Genomic DNA, 26,501 nt, shown 5'->3' with positions numbered 1-26,501 from the left:
CGCGACAGCAGACGCCGATGCCGCCGAGCGGCGCCCTGGAAGGACCTAGCTGGATGGATGAGTGGGGTAACAATCCTGCGACAGTCGAGGCGCTGGCAACCGCCATGGCCGTGTTAGCAGTCATCTTCGCTTGGTTGAACTTACGGGAGTCGAAGGCGAATCGACACGCCGCCCAGGCTGAGATAGCGGCAAGGATGCGACCTTGGGTCGGAGTCTTTGACTTCGCCATCAAAGGGCTCGACGGCGACGACGGACCAACGCTCTGCCTTCTTCTCCGCAACTTCGGCCCCATTCCGGCCCAGCACGCCCGGCTCAGCGTGACCCTCGAGCCCCGAGACCGGCCTCATGATGAGCCTCCCAATCCGATCTCGTGGCAGGAGCAGAACCGCAAGGTGCTCATGCCGCTGGAGGATGGCAACTACCCGATCAGCCTCAAGCGGTTCCCTCAGATGCAGGATTGGATAGCGGCAGGGCGAGATGTCGTCGTGCGGGGGTCATTCGAATACTCACGCGCCGACGCGGAATTCGGATCGAGTTTCGAGGCGACGCTTTGGCTCAGCCGGGACCGCGCTCCTGGGCAGCCACCATCCACGAACTGGCGCAACACGGCAGCCACATGACTGCCCGGGCGACTCCAGCCTAGGACTAGATAGCCAGCCGGACCGCCCTAGTAGTGTCAATTATTGCGGTCGACGCCGTCGCCGACCTCGATTGGGATCCTAACTCACGCTCCTGCCGCGAGCAGACGCCAAGACAGATTTACTGGCCCTACCGGCGATGCAGTTCGTACAGCCCGTTGAGCTGCCTGATCCAGAACTCCGTCTGATCCTCGGACGGATTAAGTAGGCCGAAAAGCTGACAGCACCTGTCTGCTCAACGAGCGTGAGGTTCAGATCGGTGTACGTGCAGGGGCGCTGCGCACGCGCCCGTTCGACGAGGAACCCCAGCCCAACGTCGACCAGGCGGTCCCACTCGTCATCCTCGCGGCCGTACGGAGACATGGGCGAAACCTAGCCACCCACGAGCGCCAGCGACCATCGGCGGTCCGGTCAGCGCAACGCACTACTCTGCCGCCGCCAGGGAGCCGTAGCGCTGCGCTGATCCTGGGCTGACCGTGAGGTATGACTACCACCGCATCTGCCCCCGACGCTGGTCTCTTCGATCTGGCCGTCGCCGCCTACCTCGGCCAGTACCGCGGAACCTCCCGCCTGCACAACGAGTCCGACCTGCGTGTCTACCTGCGCTGGTGCACCGACGAGCGCCTCGATCCGCTGACGGTGACACGCGCCGACGTCGAACGCTACGTCCGCTGGCTCCAGGACGTCCGCTGCTATCAGCCGTCCACGGTGTCCCGGCGGCTATCGGTCGTGGTCGGCTTCTACCGGGTCTGCGTCATCGACCAGGTCTTGACCCAGTCACCGGCCGACTACGTCCGCCGGCCGCTCGTCTCGCCCGAATCACCCACGCTGGGGCTCGGACACCTGCAGTTCGAGGCACTGCTGACCACGGCCCGCCTGTCGGCGAACCTGAACGACTTCGCTCTGATCGCGATGCTCGGCCTGCTCGGGTTACGCATCTTCGAAGCCACCGGCGCGACCATCGCTGATCTCGGCGAGGAGCACGGCCACCGCGTCCTACGGGTGCGCGGCAAAGGCGGCAAGGTCGTCCTCGTACCGCTCCCACCGGCGGTAGGCCGCGCGCTCGACCGCGCCGTCGACGAGCGAACCGGCGGGCCGATCCTGCGCAACACCGCGGCGCTCGGATGGACCGACACGCCGCGACCCGCCAGCTCAAGAATATGGCCGGGACCGCCGGGATCCGGATGCCTCGGATGCACCCGCACATGCTCCGACACACACTCGTCACGACGATGCTCGACGCCGGCGTCAGCCTCCGCGACACCCAGATCGCCGCTCGGCGCGCTGACCCACGGACGACGATGCGTTACGACCGGGCACGCAAGAACCTCGACCGCCACCCCAACTGTGTCCTCGCCGCCTACATGGCCTCCGGGACGTAACGACAACACGCGACCTTGCCGATGAGCGGATGTTCCGGCCACCGGACGGGCCGCCCGGGGCGCGCGCCGCCGATCAGCCATGAAGTCGGCACCATCAGGCGCCGATTGAGCCGAGTTCGTGGCCGAATCGCGGAATCACCGTGCGAACGGCGGCGACCGGGAGCGGTGAACGATTCAGCGGCAGTCGGCGCTCGTGGTCGAGCGGACGGCGAGAGGCCACGAATGCAGTCCCGAGTTTGGCTGGAGCGGGACCCGGAACGTCCGAACCTGCCGTCTTGTGCACCTGGGATCCAACTCTGGTGAGAACCCGAACGCCAGCCGAACGAACACACCGCGCTATTGATAGTCTATCCGCTTCACGCGTATACCCCTACCCGCTCCGATGATTCGGTGGCGGTCGCGATAGAGGCGGACTATCAAGGGTCGATCGCCGAGCAGGGACAGGTCGACTGTCCAGGTATCGTCTTTATCCGACAGAATCGTGAGCTCGGCCAGTCGGTCCACGGACCGTAACCCAGCAAGAAACGAGAGATCGCCATCTGATGGAGCTATTTCCAATTTCGTGAGCGAGGGAACGCTCGATAGCGGAGAAAGATCGGATACGTCGCAGGAGCGAATGGACAGGGAATCCAGTTGCCCAAATCTTGCCAACTCAGGAAGCTCGGAGGACATCGATACTTGAAGGAAGCCGAGTTGAGTGAGCCCTGGCGCCAGAGCGGCGAGTCGAGCAATCCCTGGACGTGACACCGCATTGAGATGCGTTGTTGGTCTTATGCGGCCGACGTCGAGGCTTCGTAGAATCGGTAGGTCGCGAAGCGCGCTGAGGTCGGCATCTTCTGCATAATCATACAGGGCGAGGGACGTGAGCCGCTGTTGCGTCCCGAGCGCGGAAAAGTCAGCCACCTCGTGTATTCCGTTGACCGCAAGGTCAGCCAGGGACATCGATCGGATGAAATTGAGATCGGCGACCTTCCCCGGATAATAAAACAGGCGAGCTAACTTCGGCAGGAGCGTGAGAGGCCCTGGGTCTAGCTGGCTTCTCGTCGCCAGCAGGACGTTTTCCAGTTCCGCGTGCGGAGCCAATGGTGCCAAATCCTGGAAGTCACCATCAATGGAAAGCATTTTCAGGCGCGGCAACCCGACCAGACAATCAAGATCTGTTACATCGTTCAATCGGACTTCGAGCTCAGCAAGCCGACGTAGTCGGGTAAGACTCGCCAGTAGGTTTTGATTGACAATTGTTACGGAGCCGTTGATCAGAGGCGCATCGGCCAATATCCGGTCGGCATATTCGTCGGGGTCGAAGTACTCCCAGACGGCGATTAGTTCACGTTGAACACGATGCCGCGGGTCCGCGGCGAACCGTTCCAATACGGGCCACGCCTCCGACCCGTTTATCAAGGCAGCCGTACGGACTGTGGCTGCGGCGGCGGCTTCGCTCAAATCTCCGGGCTCCACGAGCATTCTCGGCAGCAGGCTGGCGCCGACGGAGGCCAGGGAACGCGCTTCAGCCGTCCCACGTGGGGGTAGGAGCCCCGCCATGCATGTCTCAACGCGATTAGCCAATTCGCGGGCGAGGCTTGGAGCCGTCTCCAGGCACGACGCTGCGAGCAGTCTTAACCGACGGCGATTCCGCGGCTCAGCTTCAGCGCGGTCGAGTATGCCTATGATGAGTTCATGGCGCAACGGCGAATTCGCGAGACCGGCAGCCATGACAACGACATCGCGCCAGTGATCCAGGTGGGCGTTGTGAATGAGGAGGCCGATATCACCCTGATCAGCGGCTTCCTCCGCAGTCAGGTATTCTTGGAAGGTTCGATGCACGAAATCGATGCGGTCTGCGGCCGGTTCTCGCAGGACGCCGCTGCGGTGAATTAGGTGTTCGAGGGCCTCGCTGGCGTCGCCGCTTAGGTGAGGCATGGAGGTCAACTTGTCGGTGATCCGTTGGATGGCCTCGGTTCGCGAGAGTTCCGAGCGACCGTTGATCGTCAGCCGCCACGCAAGATGCCGCAGTATTTGCCGCTTGTCATCCACGCCGAGGTGCGTCGTTCGAGCACTAGGAATTTGCCGCTCTGCATCACGCCTGTCCAGCAGCAGGGTGAGGGCCGCCTGATAGATGGAAATCCGATCCTTGGGTAAGTATGTACGCCGGTCAAGGTTGAGCGCACAGAGCATTGCGCACAGTAGCGGAATTGTCGCGAGGGCTCTCAGATCGGCGCTTCCTTCGAGCCTGCCGAGCAATGCGGCCTCGTACCGCGGCAAGTCCCGTGGGTCACACGGCAGGCTATCGGCCTCGCGCACTGCGTCGTGCCAACGCCGAATGAGCGTCCGGACGTCGCCGGAGCTGATTCGCTCGAGGAATGCCGAAACGAAACCTTCAGGCTCCAGCCATGACGCAGCAGCGGCAGCGGGCCGGGAGGTAGCCACAATGTGGCTATCAGGAAAGCTGCTTACCAGCTTACGCAGCCAGTCGCGGACTCGGCGACGCTCATCGGCCGGCAGCTCATCAATACCGTCGACGAGTACGAGCGCGGTGCCTGATTCCATGCGGCGATGCGCGAACCCGGCTGGCATCAACGCGGTGAGCGGATCTGCTAGGTCATCGAGGAACTCCTCGGGTTTGGGCATCTGCCGACCCGCGTAGCTCCGAAGTTTGATCAGGAACGGAGTGTGCCCATTGAGGTGCGCGAGATCAGCACTGAAGGTGCCTCGAGCCGAATTGATGGCGAGCCATTTGAGCAGGGTTGATTTTCCCGATCCGGCGTCACCGCGAACCAGGATGCGCCTGGAACTGCCCAATGCTTGCTCGATACGCACCGTGGTGTCACGCGGCGGCGCGGCGGCGTCGGCAAGCCATTGAGCGGAATCGTACGGTCTCGTCCGACCGGTGCGTCGACCCAGCATCCGGGTCGTGGCGGACAAACTGATGTAGGCGACACTCAAAGTCGTTGTCGGGCGGTAGCTGCGGATGTCGACCCCGAACAGTTCCATATCGTCCAGAGTTGCGCTGACCAGGCGGAGGTACCGAAGCCGGAATTCCTCGTCGTGTGCTGTGCCGTGCGGCGCCGTGAGCGTTCGAGCCGGTAGCCGCTGCAGCGCTAGGTTCACCTGGTCGGCGAGCCTGGACATGCGGCCGAGCGCCTCCGCCGTGGCGCGTGCGGTGAAGGGCGGCAGATGAACAACCAACTCGACATAGCAAGCGCAACACTCGTCGAGGACAACGTCGTGGAATTTGCTTCCAGCCGCGCTCAGCCCGGCCCTTTCGGTTGCGTCCGGTAAACGAGCCCGTAGTCTCTGGGCAAGGTTCTTCGCATCGACATCCATCGCGAAGAGCGAAGCGTCCGACAGGTCGGTCGCTTCGAACCCCGCCGCCACAGCGTCGAGCGCGGCCCTGCGTTCACCGACGTCGAGGTCACCCAACTCCTGGCTCCACAACGGCAGCAGACGCTGCGCTACGGCGTCCGCCATTGCCTCCACCTCGCGATTGAATCGCCTGCGCCGGAAGTCATCGCCGAGGCGGACGTTCATCAACTCAGATAGACCCATCGATCGCTCACGATGGCTTTTTCGATCGGTCAGCCATGCCCTGACTGCGGACCCGACAACAGCACCGCCCACCCGGAGAATCACGGCCTCCACGGCATCGAACCCCCGTCGACGGATGGACACCAGAGGTACCGTCCAAGTGTCCCAGCTGCCTGCCGCCGCGAGCGCATATTTCCTCGTCTTCGCTCTGAGGGGTGGCTGGCCGAATCGACCTCTCCTGCCGCGCACGGCGTGTGCGACTCGGGGACATGGGTCAACGACTACGGCTACTGCATGTCGATCGGCCACGTTCGGGGCCCGTTTCGAGCATCCTCTCGTGCCGCGATCCGCGCGCCGGCCGGAAGGCTATTTGGCGTGCGGCGTTCAGCCCGTGTCAGTGGGGACTTGGTGGGAGGCGGCGGGCTGTGTGACCGATGTCGAGCCGACATCCGCAGGAAGCCGATGAGCGGTCGCCGCAACACACGTATCGTGCGTGCGTGCGTGCGTCGGTCGGGTATGCGTATTGCACGGGCAGAACCGAGTGTGGGTTGCGGCAACCGCGCCCGGCCACCGGAGGGAACCTCCGTAGAGGTGCTCATCTGCGATAAGTCCCAGCACAGTCCCTCTTACTCGCCGCTCCGGTGGCGCGAGAAGAAGCTCCGGATAATTCCAGGGGTCGTCGAAGCGCACGAGACCTGTACGCAGACTCTCAGGGTTGCGTCCGCCGGCCAGGCCCGCAACTCGATCCAGTGGGCATCGCGATGGCGGACAACTCACCGCTACTCAGCATCGTCGACGCGTAGTGTTCGCAGGCGGGTCCTGGCCATGGGCTATTTCGTGAGCAGCGACTCTGTCTGCTGACTGCCGACCTCCGTGGTGTGCCGCAGGTATCGCTCGATCACCGCGAGCTCCTCGTCGGTGAAGCCTTCAAGTGCTTGAACGAAGGCGCTGCCAGGCACGTGCCATGCCGCCTCCAGTTCTGCGTCGCGCTGTGTGGTCAGCGAGACCCGCGCCTTCCTGCGGTCCTGCGGGTCCGGTCTTCTTTCGACGAGGTGGGCCCGCTCCAGCCGATCGACCAGCCGGGTGGCCGATCCGGAGGTCAAACCGGTCAACTTCGCGATCTCGCCGGTGGTCAGCGGTTCCGGTTCGAGGGCGAGCAGGCTGACGCACTGCAAATCCGTCGGATGCAGCCCAAGTCGGTCAGCAAGGGCCTGATTGAACAGGGTGTAGGCGGCATGGTGCCGCCGAGCGGCCGTGGTGACGGCCGAAAGCAGTTGCGCGCGGCTATGCGTTGACACGACGCGACCTCCATCCCTACATTAGCTGCGTCGCGCAGATAATGCGTGGCGCAGATATAAGCTAGACGATAGGAGATCATTGTGAACACCCCGTCTGACGCCCAGCTCCGCGACCTGTACGGCCGCTGGGCCGAGATGTGGCGAGGCGACTTCAGCCATGCCGACGAGGTTCTCGACCGCGACTTCGTCGTGCACCAGGCGCGGCCGGACGGCACCGACTCCGAAGTGACGACCGGCCCCGCACGGCTGCTCCCCGAGATCGAGCAGACGAGGGCAGCGTTCGGCGACATCACCATCACCGTCGACGTCGGACCGATCGTCGAGGACGACCTGATCTCCGCGCGGTGGACCATGCGCGCCACCTACGCGGGAGGCCTTCCGCAGGCGACCGCGCCGATCGGCACCGAGATTGCGTTCAGTGGCCACGACATCCTGCGCGTATCCGGCGGAAAGTTCGTCGAGTACTGGACCTGTACCGACGTCCTGGACGGCCTTGCCCAACTCGGAGCGATCGCCGGCCCCAACGGACCGGCCCATCAGTAACACCGGCCCCAACCAGGCCCGCATGCCCGAGCACCCCGCCGCCTTCTACATCCAGGAAGAACCACTACTGGAAGCCATCCACACCGTCATCGCCACCCGCGTCTTCGGCGCCTACCGCACCGACCTGCTCGCCCGGCAACTCGCCGCCGCACCCAACCGCGCGACCGCAGACCACGACGCCGCGATCCGAGCCGCCGAACAACGTCTCCACCAAATCGAGACCCGGCAAACCAGCCTGCTCGCCGAACTCGACGACACCGACCACGTCACCCACGCCGCCTGGCGCGCCCGCATCCGCAACCGCTACACCGAACTCGCCGCCGACTACACCGAAGCGCAACGTCACCTCGACCAGCTACGCACCCAGGCGCCCAAACCCACCGGGGAGCCCGACCTCCTCAACCAGCTTCCCCCGGATGGCCGTCGAGCTCCGCCGACTTCCCACCGACACCCTCCGCCGGATCTACGACGCGCTCCGGCTCGAAGTCCACCTCACGAGCAAGACCCACGCCACCATCCGCATCACCCTGACCAGCGACACCGCCGGACAACTACCCGCCCGAATGGGGGTAGTTGCCCGGCGGGCGGACGTCGGGACGATTGACCAGCGGGAACGCCGTGCACATGCTGGCAGCACCCCCATGGGGGACACGAATGTGCAACGCTTGGCGGCGCGCGCTCGTCAGGCGTCGAGGCGGCGGAGTTGGGCCGCGATCTGGGCGCGGGCGCGGCGTTGACCGCCGCGGCGGTCAATCGCCTCGTCCAGCTCGCGGAGCGTCCGCACGAGCCGAGCCCGGTCGACGGGCCAACCGACGCGCTCGCACTCATCCGCCCAGTCGGCGGCGCCCCGGTGACCGCGCGCCCGGTTGCAGCGCCCGCAGGCGGCGACCTCGTTCTCCAACCAGGACGGCCCGCCCCGGACCCGCGGCACCAGGTGATCGGTGGTCGCACGCACCAGCCGGCCGAACGCACGGCCGCACCACACGCACGCCGCACCGTCCCGCGCGATCCGCGCCGCCAGCCGATCGGCCCTCCCCGCTCCGTCGGTGGCCCCCGGCGGCGCGGCCCGACCCGCACCGTCGGAGGCCACCGGCGGCTCACCTCGTTCAACACTCATCACCGGCTCTAACGCTCACCCACCCCACCAGCATCCCCGGCTCCGCGGGGCTCTTGACACGGCGCCCCCGGCAACCGATCTTGTTGCGTAGAACGCACCATGTTCTGTATCACGCACCACCGAATGATCCTCCGCAGCGGCGCGGACGCCCGCCGACTGCTGCGTCGGCTTCCGCCCGAGGAGACGAGGTGCCGCGATGATCCCGGTCTGCCGACTGGCCGAGCTGCCCCGCGGGGAGAGCCATCGCCTGGAGCTGACACCGCCGATCAGCGTCTTCCACACCGAGGACGGCGAGCTGTACGCCCTCGACGACACCTGCACCCACCAGGACGCGTCGCTGGCCGACGGCTGGATCGAGGGCTGCGCGGTGGAGTGCCCACTGCACGCCTCCCGCTTCGACCTGCGGACCGGCGCGCCGGAGGGCCTGCCGGCGAAGGTCCCGGTGCGCACCCACGAGGTGCTGGTCGTGGACGGCACGATCCACGTCGTCCCGTCCACCCCCGCTCCGCCCCTGCCACCGGGCGCTCGGCTTCCCGGCGTCCACCAGTAGCCCGGAGGTAGCACATGCGAGTGATCATCGTCGGCGCGGGCGTCGTCGGTAGCGCGATCGCCGACGAGCTCACCCAGCGCGGCTGGACCGACGTCCTCGTCCTCGACCAGGGACCGCTCTACGCCACCGGCGGATCGAGTTCGCACGCTCCGGGCCTGGTCTTCCAGACCAACCCGAGCAAGACCATGACGAACTTCGCCCAGTACACGGTGGAGAAGCTCCAGGGCTTCGGCGCGGACGTCTTCCTTCCGGTCGGCGGCCTGGAGGTCGCGACGACCCCGGCCCGCCTCATCGAACTGCATCGCCGGGCCGGGTTCGCGGCGTCCTGGGGCCTTCCCGGCCGGGTGCTCGACCCGGAGCAGACCGCGTCCCTGCACCCGCTGCTGCACGCCGACCGCATCCTGGGCGGCTACCACACCCCGACCGACGGGCTGGTCCACGCGGTGAACGCGGTCACCGCCCAGGCGGAGCGCGCGATCGGGCACGGCGCTCGCTTCCTCGGCGGCCACACCGTGACCGCGGTGCTCCGCGGACCGGACGGCCGGGTGGCGGGGGTCGAGACCGACCGGGGACGCTTCGACGCGGGGATCGTGATCGGCGCCGCGGGCTTCTGGGGGCCGCGGTTCGGGGCGCTCGTCGGGCTACCGGTACCGCTGCTGCCGCTGGCCCACCAGTACGTCACGACCGGACCGCTCGCCGCTCTCGCCGGCGCCGAGAGCGACGCGACCGCGCCGATCCTCCGCCACCAGGACGCCGACCTCTACTTCCGCGAGCACGGCGACCGCGTCGGCATCGGCTCCTACGCCCACCGTCCGATGCCGGTCACCGAGATCCGGACGCACGCCGAGGCGTCGGTGATGCCGTCGGTGCAGAAGTTCACCCCAGACGACTTCGATCCGTCCTGGGACGACGCGGTCGCGCTGCTGCCCGCGCTGGCCGAGACGAAGGTCGCCGACGGCATCAACGGGATCTTCTCGTTCACCGCCGACGGTTTCCCACTGCTCGGCGAGCACCGCGACCTGCCCGGCCTGTGGGTCGCCGAGGCCGTCTGGGTGACCCACTCGGCGGGCGTCGCGCGGGCGGTCGCGCGGTGGATCGTGGACGGTGACCCGGGGATCGACGTCCACGAATGCGACCTGTACCGGTTCGACCCGGTGCAGCTCACCGAGTCCTACGTGCGGGAACGCGCGATCCGCAACTTCGTCGAGGTGTACGACATCCTGCACCCGCTCGATCCGCCGACGACCTCGCGGCCGCTGCGGGTCAGCCCGTTCCACCCCCGCCAGCAGGAGCTCGGCGCGGTCTTCACCGAGGGCGGCGGCTGGGAGCGTCCGCTCTGGTTCGGCGCGAACGACTCCCTGCCGGAGGCCGCCGGGATCCCGGACCGCGACGCCTGGGCGGCCCGGCACTGGTCGAAGACCGCGGGTGCCGAAGCGCTGGTCACCCGGGACCGGGTCGCGATGTACGACATGACCCCGCTGATGCGACTGGAGGTCGCGGGCCCCGGCGCGCTCGCGTTCCTCCAGCGGATGACGACGAACAACCTCGACAAGGCACCCGGCGCGGTCACGTACACGCTGCTGCTCACCGAGGCCGGCGGCGTGCGGAGCGACCTCACCGTCGCCCGGCTCGCCCCGGACCGGTTCCAGGTCGGCGTCAACGGGCCGCTCGACCTCGACCGGCTCCTGCGCCACGCCCCGGACGACGTGCACGTCCGGGACGTCACCGGCGGCACCTGCTGCGTCGGGCTGTGGGGGCCGCGCGCCCGCGACCTGCTCCAGCCGCTCACCACGACCGACGTCTCGCACGGCGCGTTCGGGTACTTCAAGGCCCGCCACCTGGTCGTCGGGGACGTCCCGGTCGACGCGCTGCGCCTCTCCTACGTCGGCGAGCTGGGCTGGGAGCTCTACACCTCGGCCGACCTGGGGTTACGGCTGTGGGACACGCTCTGGGACGCCGGGCAGCGGCTCGGAGTGATCGCGGCCGGCCGCAGCGCGTTCAACAGCCTGCGGCTGGAGAAGGGGTATCGGCTCGCCGGTACCGACATGACCACCGAACACGACCCGTACGCGGCCGGCCTCGGGTTCGCGGTCCGCAACGACAAAGCCTTTCTCGGACGCGACGCGCTGCGCGACCTCGGCGAACCGGCCGCCCGCCTGACCGTGCTGACGCTCGACGACCCGGCCGCGGTGGTGCTCGGCAAGGAGCCGGTGTACGTCGACGGAAACGCCGCAGGTTACGTCACCAGCGCCGCGTACGGGTACACGATCGGGCGGTGCGTCGCGTACGCGTGGCTGCCCGCGTCGCTGGCGCCCGGCGATGCGGTGACGATCGACTACCTGGGCACCCGGCTGCCCGCCACGGTCGGCACCGAGCCCCTGGTCGACCCCGGCATGCTGCGCATCCGACGATGAAGGGCGACCCGGCGAGAGGACAACGACATGGCTCATGACGTCATCGTGCTCGGGCTGGGCGGGATGGGCAGCGCCGCGGCCCACCACCTCGCGGCGCGCGGGCAGCGCGTCCTCGGGTTGGAGCAGTTCGGGCCGGCGCACGCGCGGGGTTCCAGCCACGGCGGTTCCCGGATCATCCGCCAGTCCTACTTCGAGGACCCGGCCTACGTTCCGCTGCTGCTGCGCGCCTACGAGCTCTGGGAAGACCTGGAGCGGACGTCCGGCGCCGACCTGCTGACGCTCACCGGTGGCCTCTACCTCGGCCCGGCGGAGAGCACGACGGTGGCCGGCAGCCTCGCCGCGGCCCGCGAGTGGGGCCTGCCGCACCAGGTGCTGGACGCGGCCGCGATCCGGTCCCGCTTCCCGACGCTGCGCCCCCGCGACGACGAGGTGGGCCTCTACGAGGACCGGGCCGGGTTCGTCCGCCCGGAGGCGTCGGTCGCCGCCCAGCTCGCGGTCGCCGGCCGGCTCGGCGCGGAGCTGCACTTCGAGGAGCCGGTTCTCGACTGGTCGGCGAACGGCGGCGGAGTAGCCGTGACCACCGCACGGGGCACCTACACCGCGGGCCACCTCGTCGTCTCCCCCGGCGCCTGGGCCCCGCGCGTCCTCGCCGACCTCGGCCTGCCGCTCCGGGTCGAGCGCCAGGTCCAGTACTGGTTCCAGCCGGTGGGTGGCGTCGAGCCGTACCTGCCGGAGCGGCACCCGATCTACATCTGGGAGGACCGGAGCGGCGTCCAGACCTACGGGTTCCCGTCGATCGACGGGCCGGACGGCGGCGTCAAGATCGCGTTCTTCCGCAAGGGCACCGACGCGGACCCGGACACGCTCGACCGCGAGGTGCACACCGAGGAGATCGCCGCGATGGCCGAACGGTCCGGGCGCGACCTCCCGACGCTCCCCGGGACCTTCCTGCGCGGCGCCGCCTGCATGTACACGACGACACCCGACGAGCACTTCGTCATCGCGCCCCACCCGGAGCACCCCCGGGTGACGGTCGCCTGCGGGTTCTCCGGCCACGGCTTCAAGTTCGTGCCGGTGGTCGGCGAGGTCCTCGCCGACCTGGCGATCGACGGGACGACCCGGCACCCGATCGCGCTCTTCGACCCGGCGCGCTCGTTTCCGGTGGGGAGCACGCCGTGACCGAGACCGACCTGCTCGCCACGCTGCCCGGCGCCTACTACACCGACCCGGCGGTCTTCGTCCGCGAGCAGGAGCAGATCTTCGAGCGGATGTGGTTCGCCGCGATCCGGGCCGACGACCTGGCCGCACCCGGCACGTTCCGCACCACACGGGTCGGCAGGGAGAGCGTCGTCCTGGTCCGCGGCCGGGACGGGGCGATCCGCGGCTTCCTCAACGTCTGCCGGCACCGCGGCGCCCAGCTCTGCACCGAGGAGCAGGGTGCGGTCGGCCGGGCGTTCCGGTGCACCTACCACGCCTGGACGTACGACCTGACCGGCAGGCTGGTCGCGGCGCCGAACCTGGCGAGCATGCCCGGCCTGGACAAAACCGCCTACGGGCTGGTGCCGGTGAGCACCCACGAGTGGCTCGGCTACGTCTGGGTGTGCCTCGCCGACGAGCCACCGTCCTTCGCCGACGACGTCCAGGGCGCCGTCGTCGACCGGCTCGGCGACCTGGCCGCCATCGACGCCTACGACCTGCCGTCGCTGAAGGTCGGGCGCCGGATCCGGTACGACGTGGCGGCGAACTGGAAGCTGATCGTCGAGAACTTCATGGAGTGCTACCACTGCGCGACGATCCACCCCGAGCTGGTCGAGGTGCTGCCGGAGTTCGCGGACGGATACGCCGCGCAGTACTACGTGGGGCACGGCGCGGAGTTCGGCGACGGCATCGAGGGGTTCACCGTGAACGGCTCGGCCGGCCACGACCGGATCCCCGGTGTCTCGGACGCGCAGGACCGGCGCTACTTCGCGATCACGGTCCGCCCGCAGGTGTTCGTCAACCTGGTGCCCGACCACGTGATCCTGCACCGGATGACGCCGCTCGCCGCCGACCGGACCGTCGTCGAGTGCGACTGGCTCTACCTGCCGGGCGTAGTCGATGCCGGGCGGGACGTCTCGGCGTCGGTGGAGCTGTTCCACCGGGTCAACCAGCAGGACTTCGCGGCGTGCGAGCGCACTCAGCCGGCGATGAGCTCCCGGGTCTACGCCCGGGGCGGCGTCCTGGTGCCGAGCGAGCACCATCTCGCCGGGTTCCACGACTGGGTGCGGTCGCGAATCGACTGACCGAACGCGCGCGGTGACGGCGGTTCGTTCGTCCGCTCGACCCACCGGAATACAATGCTGGCCGCGTCCGCCGCTCCGCTGTCCAGCCGATCCGCTCCGTCGTTCAGACGGCGCCTGCGTCGTTCGGCCAATACCCCACTCCGTGCGGTCCACTTCGGACCCGGATGACCGTGGTGGATTGCGTCGCGCCCCTAGACTGCGAAAAAGAACTGCCGGCGCCGCCCAGCGTCAAAGGTCTGCGGGAGACGATGGGCTCGAGGGGGTTTTCGTGGGGCGTTTCCTGATCTGGCTTTCCGGCGCTAATCGTGAAGTCCTCGCGAAAACACCGGGAGAGTCCGGCAAGTACGAAGGTCTGGGCGGTGTGGTGCTCACGACCGCCGTCATGGCCGCGCTCTCCGCGGGCCTGGCGCTCCATCTGGCGTTACAGGCGCCGATCGTGGTGTGCGTGGCGATAGGACTGTTCTGGGGGCTGGCGATCGCGAACCTCGACCGCTGGCTGGTCGGGGCGTTCCCTCGGCGCGACACCGTCGGGAAGAACTTCCTCCAAGCACTTCCCCGGCTCCTCATGGCGCTCCTGATCGGCGTGGTCGTCTCCACGCCGCTGGTCCTCCGGGTCTTCAACAACGAGATCGAGAAGGAGATCGCCGCCCAGCACGACGTCACGCGCGACCAGGAGCGGCGGGCGATCTTCGCGCGCTACCAGGTCGGGGTGTGGGAGAAGAAGGTCGCCACCGACGAGGCGTACCTCGCCGCCAAAGACGGCAACGACCAGGTCGTCAAGGACCAGCCCAACGTCAAGGCCGCCGCGCGCGCCGCCTACCAGGCGGATCAGGCCTACAAGCGGGCTCTGGACAGCGGCGTCCGGGTCGAGGCGGCGAGCAACGAACGGGACGCCCGCCGCCGGCAGTACAGCGCGGCCGTGGCGTCCGCGGTCACGCACCTGCACACGGTCGGCAACCAGAACATCGGCGCGGACCGGCAGGAGCTCGAGCGCCGGCGGGACGGTCAGGCCGCGGCGCTGCAGGAGTCGGCGGACACGATCAGCCGCAACAAGGGCCTCCTGATGCGGGTCGAGGCGCTGTCGTCGCTGCGCTCGAAGGACAGCGGCGTACAGGCGACCTACCTCGTGCTGTGGGCGTTCATCACGCTGGTCGAGGTTCTTCCGGTCCTGTTGAAGTTCCTCATGACGCTGGGTGCGCCGGGCCCGTACGAGGTGGCGCTGGCTTCCTACAATCAGGATCAGATAAAAAGCGCCGAGCAGCACATCGAACACGCCAGCAAAGCGCGCGAGGAAGAGTTGGCCGCCCGCGCCCGGCTACGGACAAAACAGACCGAGCTCTCGGCCGAACTCGGTGAACAGGAAATGCGCCGTCGCCTCGATCGGGCGAGCCAGCGCACTAGTGGGTCCACCCTTTTCGGACCCTGATCGATCATTTCTCCGCGACTCGGCCGACCGATTCTGTCGCAATCGCGCCGCGTTGGATCCGCGACCCCCGAACAGGGGCCGATTTCGCGTAGCCGTCGCACGGAATTGCGCTGCCCGAGAACGACCGGACCTGAGAGAGAACGGTGAGTGGATTCTTCTCCGTGAGCGCGATCAGTAACCTGCTCGTGCTCGCCGGAATGGTCACGGCGGTCGTGCTCGCGGCCGACCTCCTCCGGCGCCGGGACCGTGCGTGGGCGGCGGTTCCGGTCGCGGGCGGCCGACGCCAGTGGTGGCTGGTCGCCCCCCTGGCGCTGGTCTGGATCGGCGTCTGGCTCAGCGGCGGCGTCAGCGTCGTCTGGGTGTACGCGGTCGGCGCCGGCCTACTGGCCGCGTTGCTCCTCGGCGTCCGGGCGCTGCGGGCCGCGCACGCGGCGCGTTCGGACGTGCACGTCTCGGCGCCGGGCCTGGCGATCCTGGTCCTCGTCGTGTCGCTCCTCCACCTCGGCTGCCAGCTGACGATCCGGCTCAATCTGGTCCGGACGCCGGACAGCGGAGCCGCGGAGGGCCTGCGGGGTCCGGTCGTCGAGTCGGGGCTGAAGTCGCTGGGGCTGCCCATCGTCGGCCTGCTGGTGCTGCTCGCGGTCGGGCTGCTGGTGGCCCGGCGCACCGGCCAGGCGGACGCCGACGACCGGCCGGCTCCCGGTGACGCACGGCGCCGGACCACGGTCGCCGGCGACGCCCGGGCGGATTGGAGCAGGTGGCGGCGGGCCTGGAAACAGCGGGCGCGGCGGAACCCGGTCTGGTCGTGGCTCTGGGTCGGTGCGCTGGTCACCGCACCGTTCCTCGCGCCGGTGATCGCCGGGAACAACCTGGTCTTCCTCGGTGTGGCGACGCCGGAGTTCGGCAAGGCGCTGTTCCTCGTCGTCCTCGCAGTCGTCGTGAGCCGTCACAGCCTCGAGGCGGTCGTGTTCCGGACGATCGGGCTCCGGACCGCGATCGGGCAGCTGCGGACCGGTCTCCGGACTACGCCGTGGCGCAGCCTCCGCACGTTCGAGCGGCAGACGCGCTTCCTTCTCTACCCGATGGCGCTGGTCGGCGCCGTCGCGTTCTGCAGCGCGGTGCGCAGTGACTTCGGCACGCTGATCCCGGTGCTCGCCGCCACGCTGGGCGTGCTGTGGGCCGCGCTGAGCATCGAAGCGAGGGCGACGCCGTTCGACGCGCTGGAGGGCGAGGCGCCCGGCCTGCGCGCCCGGCTGCGGGCCTGGACCGGGTCCGGGGCACTGCGGTATCTCCGGCCGTACGGCTTGATCGCCGCCGCACTGGCCGCGCTGGCCGCCGTCGTCGCGCCGTTCACCGACTACGTGAGCGAGCGCTTTTTGATCTGGCGCGATCCGTGGGCGTACCGCTGGAACGCCCCGTGTTATCCGCTGCCGGACGGTGCCACTCCCCCGGCCGGCGTTCCCGACGGCGCCGAGGTGTGCCAGCGGCTCGGCGTCGTCGACCTGGAGAGCGAACGGTCGCAGCTCGCCCACGCCCTCGCCGCGGTGAACGACGGTGGCCTCTGGGGCCGAGGGCTCGCCGACGTCCTCGACCCGCCGCTGGCGGCGGCATCCACCGACTTCGTGCTGGCGTCGGCGTGGAACAAGCTCGGTGGGCTGACCGTGCTGGCGTGCGCGGCCGCGATCGTGCTCCTCGGGCTGGCGCTGATCCAGTTCCCGGCGGACCTCGCTCCCCGCAGCGAGCAGCAGCCCACGGCCGGGCGGTTCCGCGGAACCCGCAGGCAGCTGACGGTCGCGGCGCTGCTCGGCACCGGTCTCGCCGCGCTGATCACCGGCCAGTTCGTGTTCGTGTTCGCCGCGACGCTCGGCGCCGTCCCGCACTCCGGCATCACCGCGCCGTTCCTCTCCCGCGGCCCGCAGGCCTCGCTGGCGCTGATCCTGGCGATCGCCGCGGTCGCGGTCGCCGGTTACGCCGGTACGTTCCACGCCGCCCGCGCCGCCGGGGCGCCGATCCGTCGCGCAGGACAGCGTCCGGTGGCAGCGACCGGTCTGGCGGCCCGGCTGCCCGGGCCACCGGCGCGGGTGCTGATCGGGTTGAGCTTTCCGCTGTGCCTGGTCGTCGGCGTCCTGGTGACGCTGACCCCGTACCGGGCACCGTGGCCGAGCCTGACCTCGGTCTGGGCGGCCTACGACGAGAACCGGTACGCCTGCGCGTCCGAGCCCACGCCGTCGTACGGATCGGCCGGTCCGTCGACCCGCCCGATCGATCCGGCCCAGTGCTCGACCGATCTGGTGGCGGCCAATCGGTCGCGGCTGGAGGTGCGGATCGGGGACACCGTGCTGGCCACCACGCGCACCTCCGGGAGCTGGGCCGGACCGTGCGGCCCCGACCGGCTCACCGCGGCGGACCTCGGCGGCCTGCTCCGGGTCGGCGACGGACGGTCCGGGCTGCTCGACGTCGCGTACTCCGACGTCATCGGCGGTGGCGCGACCGCGGGATCGAGCCTGCGCCGCCGGCTGCTGCCCGGCGGGGACGTGCCGGACGGCGGTCTGACGCTCGGTCTCGACCCGGCCCTGCAGCGGACCGTCAACACCGCGATGCGACGGTCCAGCCCGGAGGGTGGGAGCCCGCTCGCCGGCGGCATCGTGGTGATGGACGCCTCCACCGGGCGCGTGCTCGCCGGAAGCAGCGTTCCGGAGCCGGCGGGCCCGGGTCCCTGCGGCGCCGCCCCGACGTCCACCGCGTCGCCGACGTCGGACACCCCGTTCGGCGAGCGTCCGGACGTCACCGAGTGGGAGACCCGCCAGCGATCCGGTGTCGTCGGCGACGACGGGGAGATCACCGGGCGGCCCGGCACCGACTGCGGCGTCGGGCAGCGCGACGCCGACGAGCGACGCCGATGCGGCTACTACCGGCTGCAGGAACCGACGAAGGGCGAGACCGCACGGAAGGCCGCCGAGCAGGAGATCGAGCGCCGGTACGTCGGCGGCCGGAAGTCCGTGACCGACCTGCCGTCGACCGACGTGAACCGGGTGGTCGGCCGCCGGTTCGGCCTCGGCTCCACGTTCAAGGTCGTGGTGGCCGCCGCCTACCTGCACCAGCCGGGCCACCACGCGTCGGATCGGATCCCGGCGCCGCCCACCACCACGTGGGACGGCAACCGACCGATCCGCAACTACTCCGACGGGGCGTGCCCGGCCACCGAGAACGGCACGATCACGCTGACCGACGCGCTCGCGTACTCGTGCAACACGGCGTTCGTGGAGCTCGCCCGCACGGTCGGCTGGGACGCGATCAGCCGGATGGCGACGTCGCTCGGGTTGACCGTGGAGTCGCTCGTGACGAACGAGGACGGCACCGTGGGCTACGGCGCGACCGAGCCGCAGCAGTTCGCCGATCGCACACTCGGTAGCGACACCCGGATCCCGGCCAACCCGGAGGCCGGATCCGGCCGGGGACTCAACGCGATCGGCGAGGGTCAGGTCGAGGGCACTCCGATCGGCCTGGCCACGGTGATGGCCGCGATCGCGAACGACGGCGTCCCGGTCCGGCCGCTGCTGGTCACCGCCGTCACCGACCCGGCGACCGGGGTGACGACGCAGGTGGCGCCGGTGCGGGCGGCGTCGGCGCTCACCCCGGCGGAGGCCGCGGAACTCCGGGCCGCGCTGAGCAAGACCGCCGAGTACGGCACCGCCGAGGCGCTGACGGCGGAGGGCGATCTCTTCGTGAAGACCGGCACGCACGAGATCCATCCCGACGACGCCTGCCCGTCCGACGTCTACGCGTGCCGCACGGCCTGGCTGGTCGGGATCGTGCAGGGCGCGGACGGTCCGGTGTCGTTCGCGGTCGCCCTGGATGCGCCGGACGACGTGGCCGGGAGCAAGCGGGCCAGATGGCTCATCCAACAGGTCATCGACGCCGTCGAATGAGGAGGTTTCCGGTGGGCGACCGACAGCGGCGCGAGGACGCGGCCGAGGTGTACGAGGCGGTGCTCGCGGAGGTGAGCCAGTTCTGCGCCGAGCACGGCACCGAGCTGATCGAAGCCGGCGGACCGATCCGCGTCGTCGTGGAGACCGAGCACGAGTTGGCCGCCGACCGTCGCTTCCGCGCGAACATCGCCGACGCGCTGGCGCAGATCGTCCAGGTCAATCTGGGTACCGCGCACGTCGCAGCGGACGTCGTCGGCGGGGACGGGCTGGTCGGCAAGGGATACCGGCTCCGGCTCCCGGGCGCCACCAGCTCCGAGGCCCCGCCGCCCGACACGCGTCCCGCACCTCCGACGGCGCCTCCCGCGGCGGAACCGCCGACCCCTCCCGCGGCAGAGCCGGCGAGCGCCGACTCGCGCTTCACGGTGCCCCGATCGCCCGCACGCCCGCTCGCTCCGGCGTCCCCCGGTGCGCCGACGCGCCGACGGTTCACGCAGCCGACCACGAACCCGATCGGGCCGCCGCCCTCGCTGGAGCCCACGACGGTCCCGGGCCGGGCGTCCGTGCCGCTCGTGAGTTCCGACGCACCGCACGACCCGGCCGCCGAGGCGCTGGCGTCGCTGCCGCCGATCCCCCAGCTCGGCCCGGATCGATCCCCCCGCGCGCTCTCCGGCCAGCGGACGATCCGCTTCAGCTACGGCGCTGCCCCGTCGCCCACCGCGCCGAGCTGGCTGTTCACGCTGCGTCCTGCTCCGGTCTGGGTCCCGGTCGGGCGCGGCGTCGGCGGCGCGGAGGACGGCGCCGCCGGAATGGACCTGAGCCTGCTCCGCTCGATCCCCGGTGGGCGCCTGCTGTTCCTCTGCTACTGGCAGGGGCGCGCGCACCTGCTGCGCACCGGCGCCCGCCCCGACTACCTGATCGCACTCGACGCGCTCGAATTGGCGACGAACGACATCGTTCCCCTGCCACGGATCGGCGTCCTGCGCTGGCGACACCGCACCAAGCCCGGCGAGTCCGTCCTGCAGTACACGATCTCGGCTGAGGAGGCCTGATGAGCGCGGCGCCGGATCTCCAGACCGCACCCTGGTACCGGGTCCACCTGCCGGTCGGCGGGTGGGCGCTGCCGGTCGACGTCGCTCCGCCGGACAACCGGCAGAGCGTCGTCCGCAAGTACCCGATTCCGGCGGACGGCGAGCACGACGCGCAGCTGATCAGCGCACACGTCCTCTACACCCGCGGCTTGACCGCCGAGGCGCTTCCCGCGCAGGTCGGCCGGGCGGGCCTGCGGGGCGAGCGGGCGCAGTTACCGTTCAAGAACTGGTTCGTGAAGGCGTACTGGTGCGCGACCCCGGTCGAGGCGCACTGGCTGATGCGCCACTTCAAGCAGCAGAGCAGCGACGTTCTCGACGCCAACACCACCCTGAACGGCACCGCGCTGCGACCGCCCTGGGCGGTCGCGCCGGTCTGGGTCGTTCCCGCCCTCACGCACCAGAGCGTCCAGCAGGTCGCCACGACCCACCTGGGCGCCGACGCCGAGGGCATCTTCGAGACCTCGGACGCCAGGCTCTGGAGCTGGTTCGGGCGCGACGACAACCCGCAGCCGGAGAACTGCTTCCTCGTGCTGACCCGGTACCTGCCGGAGCCGATGCCGTTCATCGAGGCCGGTGCGGTGCCCCGGACGGACCGGCTGCAAGAGCTGGAGGCGGTCGCCCGCGGTATCGACGCCTGCCACCAGGCCGGGATCGCGCACTGCGACATCAAGCCGGACAACGTCCGCTCGTACTCGGTGGGCGCCGTCGAGAGCTTCGTACTCATCGATGCGGACGCGGTGCTCCGGCTGGACTCCCGCCCGCAGGACATCCGCCTGACGCTCCCGTACACGCACCCCGAGCTGGCGGCGGCGATCCGCGCGTGCCGGCCGATCACGCCCGAGGTGCTCAAGGCGCACGACCGCTACGGGTTCGCGCTGGTGGCGCTCGGTGCGGTCGCCGGAACGGCGACCGCCGACGCGGTGATCGGGCGGGCCGCCCGGGACCCGAGTCCGATCACCGGCGACGAGATCCGGGTGATGCTCCGCAGCGCCTGGGGCACCGAGTGGGACGGGGTGATCGACCCGCTGGTGCAGCCGTTCGACGAGCCGTTCGACGAGTACGGCAACTGGTCGGCGGAGCAGTGGATCTCCGACGTCCTCAACGGCCAAACCACTCCGGGAACGCCGAGCCTCGCCACCGGCCCGCCCCCGCCGCCGGTGGACACCGCCCAGATCCAGGCCCAGCGCGCCGGAATCGACGAGGTGCGCCGCGCCCTCCCGGCCGCGCTCATCCCACCGGACGCCCCGGACGCGGTGGTGGACGCGACCGTGCTGGTCGGGAGCGAGATCGCCCGGCGGCAGTTCCGGGCGGCGCGCTGGCCCTGGCTGGTCGGTCTGCCGGTGTTCGCGTTACTTCTCGTCGTCACGATCCTCCGGGAGCTGGTGAGCTGATGTCGGAGTTCCTGAAGATCCTCACCGGACGCCGTGCCCTGGACGCCGCGGTCTGGCGCGCGTGCCAGCCGCAGCGCGAGCGGCTCGCCGCGCTCACCTATCAGCTGGGCGAGTGGAGCGGGCCGACGTCGAAGCGCGCGTCGTCCCAAGGCGTCGTCGACACCGCGATCGCCGCCTACCTCGCCCGTGCCGCCCGCGCCGGCCGCTCCGCCGGTACCGTCTCCGGGCTGCGCACCGGCGGCGTCCTCGCACTCGCGGTACTGATCGTCGGCACCGCCGTCTGCCTCGTGATCGGCCTGCTGCGATGACCGACGAGCCGTTCGAGCCGTTCGACCAGAAGTGGCTGACCGCGGGCGACGCGCCACGGGAGCCCGGTCCGGAGGTCCTCGCCGAGGTCCGCGCCCGCTACGGCTATCGGTGCCCGGCCTGCGCGGCGGTCCTCGGGGACGTGCCGGAGGTCGGTGCCGACAACCTCTACGTGCGGCGTCCGGCGCTGTGCCTGGAGGTCGGGAGCCCGGTGGACCGCAGGCACACCTGGCGTCTGTCGGTAGTGGGCAATCGCACGGCGACCCGCAAGTCCTACCAGCCGGCGTTCCACCCGAACGGGGTGGAGTACACCTACATCCTCTGCGGCAACGGGCACATCTTCCCGTACTCGGCCGCGCTCGGGGAGAACGAGAAGCACTTCGGCGTCCACTACTGGAACACGGTCGCCGCGATGGGGCCGGTGGCGTCCGGCAAGACTTACCTGCTCACCCGCATGCTCGACCAGAGCTTGACGCACGTGGGCGACTTCCCCGGCGGCCGACGCGACGAGCGGGTGACGGTCCGGACCTTCGCCGGAGCTCCGCTCGAGGACTACACGCTCAACCAGCGTCGCACCCAGTACGACGCGACGATCAGCACCGGCCAGCCGATCGGTGCCACGGTCGCGCAGAGTCTCGCGCCGTACCAGATCCTCAACACCCTGGTCTCTCCGGTGATGTACGACGCGGTGACCGAACTGCTGAAGGAGACCGTCACCGAGACGATGGTCGACGAGACCAGCTGGGGCACGATGCCGCCGCAGCCGATCATGCTGCGCACCCGGGTCGGCGACGGCACCTCGGGCCGGCACGGCTGGACCTGTGTCGTCGACCTCGCCGGCGAGTTCTTCGAGGATCGGGACGAGCGCAGCGCGGTCGGCACCGTCCGCGAGCGGGCCGCCCTGCGCGGCTACAACGCGCTGGTCTGGGCGATCGACCCGCTGCTCGAGGCGTCGGTGTTCGACCGGTTCGCCCGCGAGGCGCTGGAGTCCCAGGAGGCCGGCTCCTACGACCGCCTGCTGCGCGGCAGCCTCCGCCCCGGCGCCACCAGCGACGACCCGGACGCCGAGAACTTCACCCGGACGGTCCGGGCGCAGCGTCGCCGGGTGCAGCGCACGATCGCCCAGCGGATCACGAAGCTCGAGGGTGAGTTCCTCACCGACGACCTCGGCCGGGTCCGGCTGCTGGTGGCGGTCAGCAAGGTCGACGTCATCCGGCTGGCGCTGGAGAAGATGCGGCTGGACGACATCGGCAGGAGCGGCGCGTTCAAGGCCGGGATCGTGCACTACTTCGACCACGTCGCCCGCAACGTCGGCGAGGTCTACCACCCGGACCCGGACTGCGCCGAGCTGCTCAAGCGGCTCGACGTCCGCGTGGTCGCCGACGAGTACGTGCTGCAGCAGCGCCTCTCCGACCTGGCGGACTCATTGCTCGACCACTACTCGGACGCCCGCCTCTTCTGGCAGCTCGTGGAGGAAGGCCAAGCCGCCGACGTGCGGCTCGGCAACGATCCGGCGGATCCGTACTACGACGGGCCGGTGTTGCACGTCCCGTCGATCGGCGAGCATCTGCGCCTCGCGCTCCAGCCGGGAACACCCGACCAGGCGGGACGGGCCGGTGTGGACGACCCGCTGCTCACCCGTGACCTGGTGATGTCCGCGATGGGCTGCGGCCTGGTCTTCGCGCTGGGATACGGCGAGGCGATGGTCGGACTGATGAGCATGCCCTGGGCGGACCTGCGGATCTTCCTCTGCTCGCCGCTCGCGGCGACGCCGCAGGAGCGCGCGGGCCGGGACCGGCCGGCGATGGATCCGCTCGACGACGACGTCGACTTCGCCGACACCGAGGAACGATCCGCCTCCCTGACCCAGCTGCTGCTGCGCGTGCTCCGAGGAGTGCTGTGATGGAGACCGTGGGCTTCACCACCGTCGGGTGGACCGACACCGGCCAGGGCTGGCGGCAGGAGCGGGAGTCCACCGAGAACGTCCCCGACCAGTACTGGGCGGTCGCGAACGACCAGCTCCAGCTGGTCCCCCAGCCGCCGGAGAGCCTCCAGGACCTCACCGGAATTCCGATCTGGAGCCTGTCCTCGGTTCCGATCGGCTCGGCGGACCACTGGTGCTTCACCGTGCAGGGCCGCGGCCTCGGGCACCGGGCGGGCACCGTCCAGTTCGCCTTCGCTCACGGCCGGCATCCGGCGTCGGTCGTCTGGCGTGCGGCGGCGGCACTGGTGACCAGCGCGGACCGCGGCAGCGCCGACCGGATGCCGTGGAGCCGGTCGGAGGTGAGCGTACCGGCGGTCGCGTCCGCGGTCACCGGCGACGCCGAGTTCGAGAAGGCCACCGCGGAGCTGCTCACCGCGCTGCTGGGCTCGGCCGGCATGACGATCGTGCCGGCCGGACCGGAGCTGATGGCGAACGTGCTGCCCGCGGTGCTCGCGGTGGTTCCGACGAAGGTGTCGCGGGCGCTGCGTTGGCACACCTGCCTGCTGCAGCCGGCGAAGTCCGTCCGCGCGGCGCAGAACGCCGTCGTCGGCGAGTGGTCGCCGCCCATGCGCCGGCTCGCCGGGTCGGCGGCGGCCGAGGTCGACCTCTGGCTCGACAACATGCGCGGGCAGCGGCGTCGGCTGGAGCGCGGCGCGGACACCGGCGACCTGGTGACGCTCGTCGCGCGCGGCCTGGCCCAGGGTTACGTCGCCGACCCGGAAGAGACCGCGAACGCCGAGTCGGTGCGGACCGCGTTGGAGCGCACCTACGCCGCCTGGCAGCGCCCGGCGCTCGACGTCCCGCGTCTGGTGAGCGAGGGACACACGGCCAAGCTGCTCGCCGCGCCGGACACGGTCCGGCAGTACGCGGCCTCGGCGCCGCACGCCGCGGCCGGGCTGATCCGCGGCGGGAGCGCGACGTTGGAGACCGGGGTCGCCGTGCTGCTGTTCCAGGGGCTTCTCGGCCATCTGCAGACCGACGACGCGGTCGCGGACGCGCTGGGCCTGCCCAGCGATGACCGTTCACCGTCCGACGGGTACCTCGCCTGGCTGGGTTCGATCGTGAACCAGAGCCTCGACCACGAGCAGAACTGGGCCCTGATCCAGGCGTTCACCGCGCGGTACGGGCGCTGGAGCAGCCAGGCGGCGCGGATCGCCTGCGCGCCCCTGTTCAAGGCCATGGGGTACCAGCCGGCCGACCACCCCGACCTGTACCCGTTCGACGCCGCCGGGATCGCTGCCCGCATCCGGCAGCGCGACGCGGTCGGCGACGACGTGCGGCGGCAGATCGAGACGTCGGTCGACCCACTGGGTGCGGTCCGCGCGGTGACCGAACAGCTGGACGTCCGCTCCGCCCGGCTGTTCGGTGGTCTCCTCGCCTGCGCGCTGGCCGTCTCCGAGCGGCCGGCTGAGTGGGACGAACGTCTGTACGCCCTGGTCACCGGCTGGGTGAACGAGCAGGCTGCGGACGCGGCCGCGCACCGGCAGATCGAGGGACCGACGCCGCCGCAGTGGTGGGCGCGGATGGCGTCCTACGCCGCCAGGACCACGCGGGACCGGGCCCGCGCGGCGTCCGACCGGACGATCGTCGTCGACGCGGGGCTGGAGTGCCTTCTCCAGCACGGTTACGACGAACGCGACGTGCTGGTCGCCGTGTCCGACACCCAGTCGACGACGCTCGAGGCGCACCTGCGGGACCTCGGTAGCCTGCCGCGACTGACCAGGACGACGGCGGATCTCGTCGGCCAGGTGCTCCCGCTGTGGCAGGACGAGCATCGCGAGCTGACCTCGGCGCGGCAGGAGCTGGCGTCGGCCCGGCAGGAGCTGACGACGACGCGCCAGCAGCTCGCCGCCGCCCAGCGGGGCGCGCAGTCCGCCGGGGCGCGCACGCGCGACGCCTCCCGCCCCGATGCTTCCCGCTCCGACGGCTCCCGCCCGGACGCTTCCCGCCCGGACGCCTCCGACGCCGACGTCGAGCCCGGCTCCGACCGGAGGGTCGCGCACCGGACCCGGAGCCGTCTCGCGGCGTTCTTCGCCCCCGTCCTCCGGAAGCGCGACGCCGGGCCGGGGGGCGACGCCGGGCCGCCGGGCCCCGCCGGGATCGCGGCCGTGCTCGGCGTGCTGGTGCTGATCGTCGCCGTGGTCGTCGCAGTGGTCTGGATGGCGGTCGGCGGCTCGGACGACGAGCCTCGGACACCGACCGCCAGCCGGAGCGGAACCACCCAGGGCTCGGCGCAGAGCCCCACCGCCCCGGACTTCTGGGCGACGAACTCGAGCTACGGCGGGACCCAGCAGGTCTCCTGTGGATTCAAGACGGCCACCGCGCCGGCGCCGTCGGTCCGGGCGGTACTCGTCCGCTACGACACCAGGGGAATCGCGGTCGAGGCGACGACGAAGCTGGTCGACGCCGGGCCGAGCGGCACGTACGCGGTGGAGCACGCCTTCGCGGCGCCACTGCGCGGCTCGTACGTGACCGTGTACGTCCTGGTCGACAAGGGACCGACCAGCGACTTCGCAGCCATGACGATCGCCGAGGAGCGATCGAAGGAGGACGGCGCCGCGGTGCTGGACGCCGCGGAGAAGCTGGACGCTCAGCCGGTGCTGATGCTGTCCTGACGAGGGGCCTCGC

18 protein-coding genes are annotated in these 26,501 nt (G+C 70.1%); 15 read left to right on the top strand and 3 right to left on the bottom strand.

Going from position 1 to position 26,501, the window contains the following annotated elements; all coding sequences use genetic code 11:
• The first annotated feature begins 53 nt into the window (after window positions 1–53).
• Window positions 54–620 (top strand): hypothetical protein, encoded by a 567-nt coding sequence (locus ABEB28_RS40700; RefSeq protein ID WP_345733663.1) that lies wholly within the window; start codon window positions 54–56, stop codon window positions 618–620.
• Window positions 621–1,121: 501 nt separating this feature from the next.
• Window positions 1,122–2,045 (top strand): tyrosine-type recombinase/integrase, encoded by a 924-nt coding sequence (locus ABEB28_RS43320; RefSeq protein ID WP_425559062.1) that lies wholly within the window; start codon window positions 1,122–1,124, stop codon window positions 2,043–2,045.
• A gap of 311 nt (window positions 2,046–2,356) precedes the next feature.
• Here ABEB28_RS43320 and ABEB28_RS40685 read toward each other — a convergent pair whose 3' ends face one another.
• Both ABEB28_RS40685 and ABEB28_RS40680 read right to left on the bottom strand, forming a co-directional pair.
• On the bottom strand, window positions 2,357–5,689 hold the full coding sequence (locus ABEB28_RS40685; RefSeq protein WP_345733662.1) for an NACHT domain-containing protein: 3,333 nt from the start codon (window positions 5,687–5,689) through the stop codon (window positions 2,357–2,359).
• Window positions 5,690–6,375: 686 nt separating this feature from the next.
• Window positions 6,376–6,843, bottom strand: a complete 468-nt coding sequence (locus tag ABEB28_RS40680; RefSeq protein WP_345733661.1) for a MarR family winged helix-turn-helix transcriptional regulator — start codon at window positions 6,841–6,843, stop codon at window positions 6,376–6,378.
• An 81-nt stretch (window positions 6,844–6,924) separates the two neighbouring features.
• On the opposite strand from ABEB28_RS40680, the gene ABEB28_RS40675 reads away from it, so the two are divergent.
• Both ABEB28_RS40675 and ABEB28_RS40670 read left to right on the top strand, forming a co-directional pair.
• Window positions 6,925–7,386: an ester cyclase gene (locus ABEB28_RS40675; protein ID WP_345733660.1), complete on the top strand. Its 462-nt coding sequence runs from the start codon at window positions 6,925–6,927 to the stop codon at window positions 7,384–7,386.
• Between the two features lie 22 nt (window positions 7,387–7,408).
• A complete protein-coding gene (locus tag ABEB28_RS40670) occupies window positions 7,409–7,990 on the top strand; it encodes a hypothetical protein (RefSeq protein ID WP_345733659.1) in 582 nt (193 codons plus the stop codon).
• 78 nt (window positions 7,991–8,068) lie between these two features.
• On the opposite strand, the gene ABEB28_RS40665 is transcribed toward ABEB28_RS40670, so the two are convergent.
• Window positions 8,069–8,503 (bottom strand): HNH endonuclease, encoded by a 435-nt coding sequence (locus tag ABEB28_RS40665; protein WP_345733658.1) that lies wholly within the window; start codon window positions 8,501–8,503, stop codon window positions 8,069–8,071.
• Between the two features lie 196 nt (window positions 8,504–8,699).
• On the opposite strand from ABEB28_RS40665, the gene ABEB28_RS40660 reads away from it, so the two are divergent.
• The 11 genes from ABEB28_RS40660 to ABEB28_RS40610 all read left to right on the top strand — a co-directional run bounded on the left by ABEB28_RS40660 (window position 8,700) and on the right by ABEB28_RS40610 (window position 26,488).
• Window positions 8,700–9,053 carry a bifunctional 3-phenylpropionate/cinnamic acid dioxygenase ferredoxin subunit gene (locus ABEB28_RS40660; protein ID WP_345733657.1) on the top strand — a complete coding sequence of 118 codons (354 nt, stop codon included), beginning with the start codon at window positions 8,700–8,702 and terminating at the stop codon, window positions 9,051–9,053.
• 14 nt (window positions 9,054–9,067) lie between these two features.
• Complete coding sequence (locus ABEB28_RS40655) at window positions 9,068–11,467, top strand: GcvT family protein (RefSeq protein ID WP_345733656.1); 2,400 nt, start codon at window positions 9,068–9,070, stop codon at window positions 11,465–11,467.
• Window positions 11,468–11,494: 27 nt separating this feature from the next.
• Window positions 11,495–12,646: an N-methyl-L-tryptophan oxidase gene (gene solA, locus ABEB28_RS40650; RefSeq protein ID WP_345733655.1), complete on the top strand. Its 1,152-nt coding sequence runs from the start codon at window positions 11,495–11,497 to the stop codon at window positions 12,644–12,646.
• Window positions 12,643–13,749 carry an aromatic ring-hydroxylating oxygenase subunit alpha gene (locus tag ABEB28_RS40645; RefSeq protein WP_345733654.1) on the top strand — a complete coding sequence of 369 codons (1,107 nt, stop codon included), beginning with the start codon at window positions 12,643–12,645 and terminating at the stop codon, window positions 13,747–13,749. Before solA ends, ABEB28_RS40645 begins: the two co-directional genes overlap by 4 nt.
• A 13-nt stretch (window positions 13,750–13,762) precedes the next feature.
• The gene (locus ABEB28_RS40640; protein ID WP_345733653.1) at window positions 13,763–15,175 is read left to right on the top strand and encodes a DUF4407 domain-containing protein; all 1,413 of its coding nucleotides are present in this window, start codon (window positions 13,763–13,765) and stop codon (window positions 15,173–15,175) included.
• A 161-nt stretch (window positions 15,176–15,336) separates the two neighbouring features.
• On the top strand, window positions 15,337–19,104 hold the full coding sequence (locus ABEB28_RS40635) for a penicillin-binding transpeptidase domain-containing protein (RefSeq protein WP_345733652.1): 3,768 nt from the start codon (window positions 15,337–15,339) through the stop codon (window positions 19,102–19,104).
• A gap of 11 nt (window positions 19,105–19,115) precedes the next feature.
• A complete protein-coding gene (locus ABEB28_RS40630; RefSeq protein ID WP_345733651.1) occupies window positions 19,116–20,153 on the top strand; it encodes a hypothetical protein in 1,038 nt (345 codons plus the stop codon).
• Window positions 20,153–21,583 (top strand): serine/threonine-protein kinase, encoded by a 1,431-nt coding sequence (locus ABEB28_RS40625; RefSeq protein WP_345733650.1) that lies wholly within the window; start codon window positions 20,153–20,155, stop codon window positions 21,581–21,583. The genes ABEB28_RS40630 and ABEB28_RS40625 overlap by 1 nt, the downstream gene beginning before the upstream one ends.
• Window positions 21,583–21,891 (top strand): hypothetical protein, encoded by a 309-nt coding sequence (locus ABEB28_RS40620; protein WP_345733649.1) that lies wholly within the window; start codon window positions 21,583–21,585, stop codon window positions 21,889–21,891. Before ABEB28_RS40625 ends, ABEB28_RS40620 begins: the two co-directional genes overlap by 1 nt.
• Window positions 21,888–23,792, top strand: a complete 1,905-nt coding sequence (locus tag ABEB28_RS40615) for a hypothetical protein (RefSeq protein WP_345733648.1) — start codon at window positions 21,888–21,890, stop codon at window positions 23,790–23,792. Before ABEB28_RS40620 ends, ABEB28_RS40615 begins: the two co-directional genes overlap by 4 nt.
• Entirely contained in the window at window positions 23,792–26,488 is a 2,697-nt protein-coding gene (locus ABEB28_RS40610; RefSeq protein WP_345733647.1) for a hypothetical protein, read from the top strand. The genes ABEB28_RS40615 and ABEB28_RS40610 overlap by 1 nt, the downstream gene beginning before the upstream one ends.
• Window positions 26,489–26,501: the final 13 nt, after the last annotated feature.

Origin of the sequence: Cryptosporangium minutisporangium, assembly GCF_039536245.1 — a bacterium.
Lineage (GTDB): Bacteria > Actinomycetota > Actinomycetes > Mycobacteriales > Cryptosporangiaceae > Cryptosporangium > Cryptosporangium minutisporangium.
This window is presented reverse-complemented; position numbering and strand designations above follow the sequence as displayed.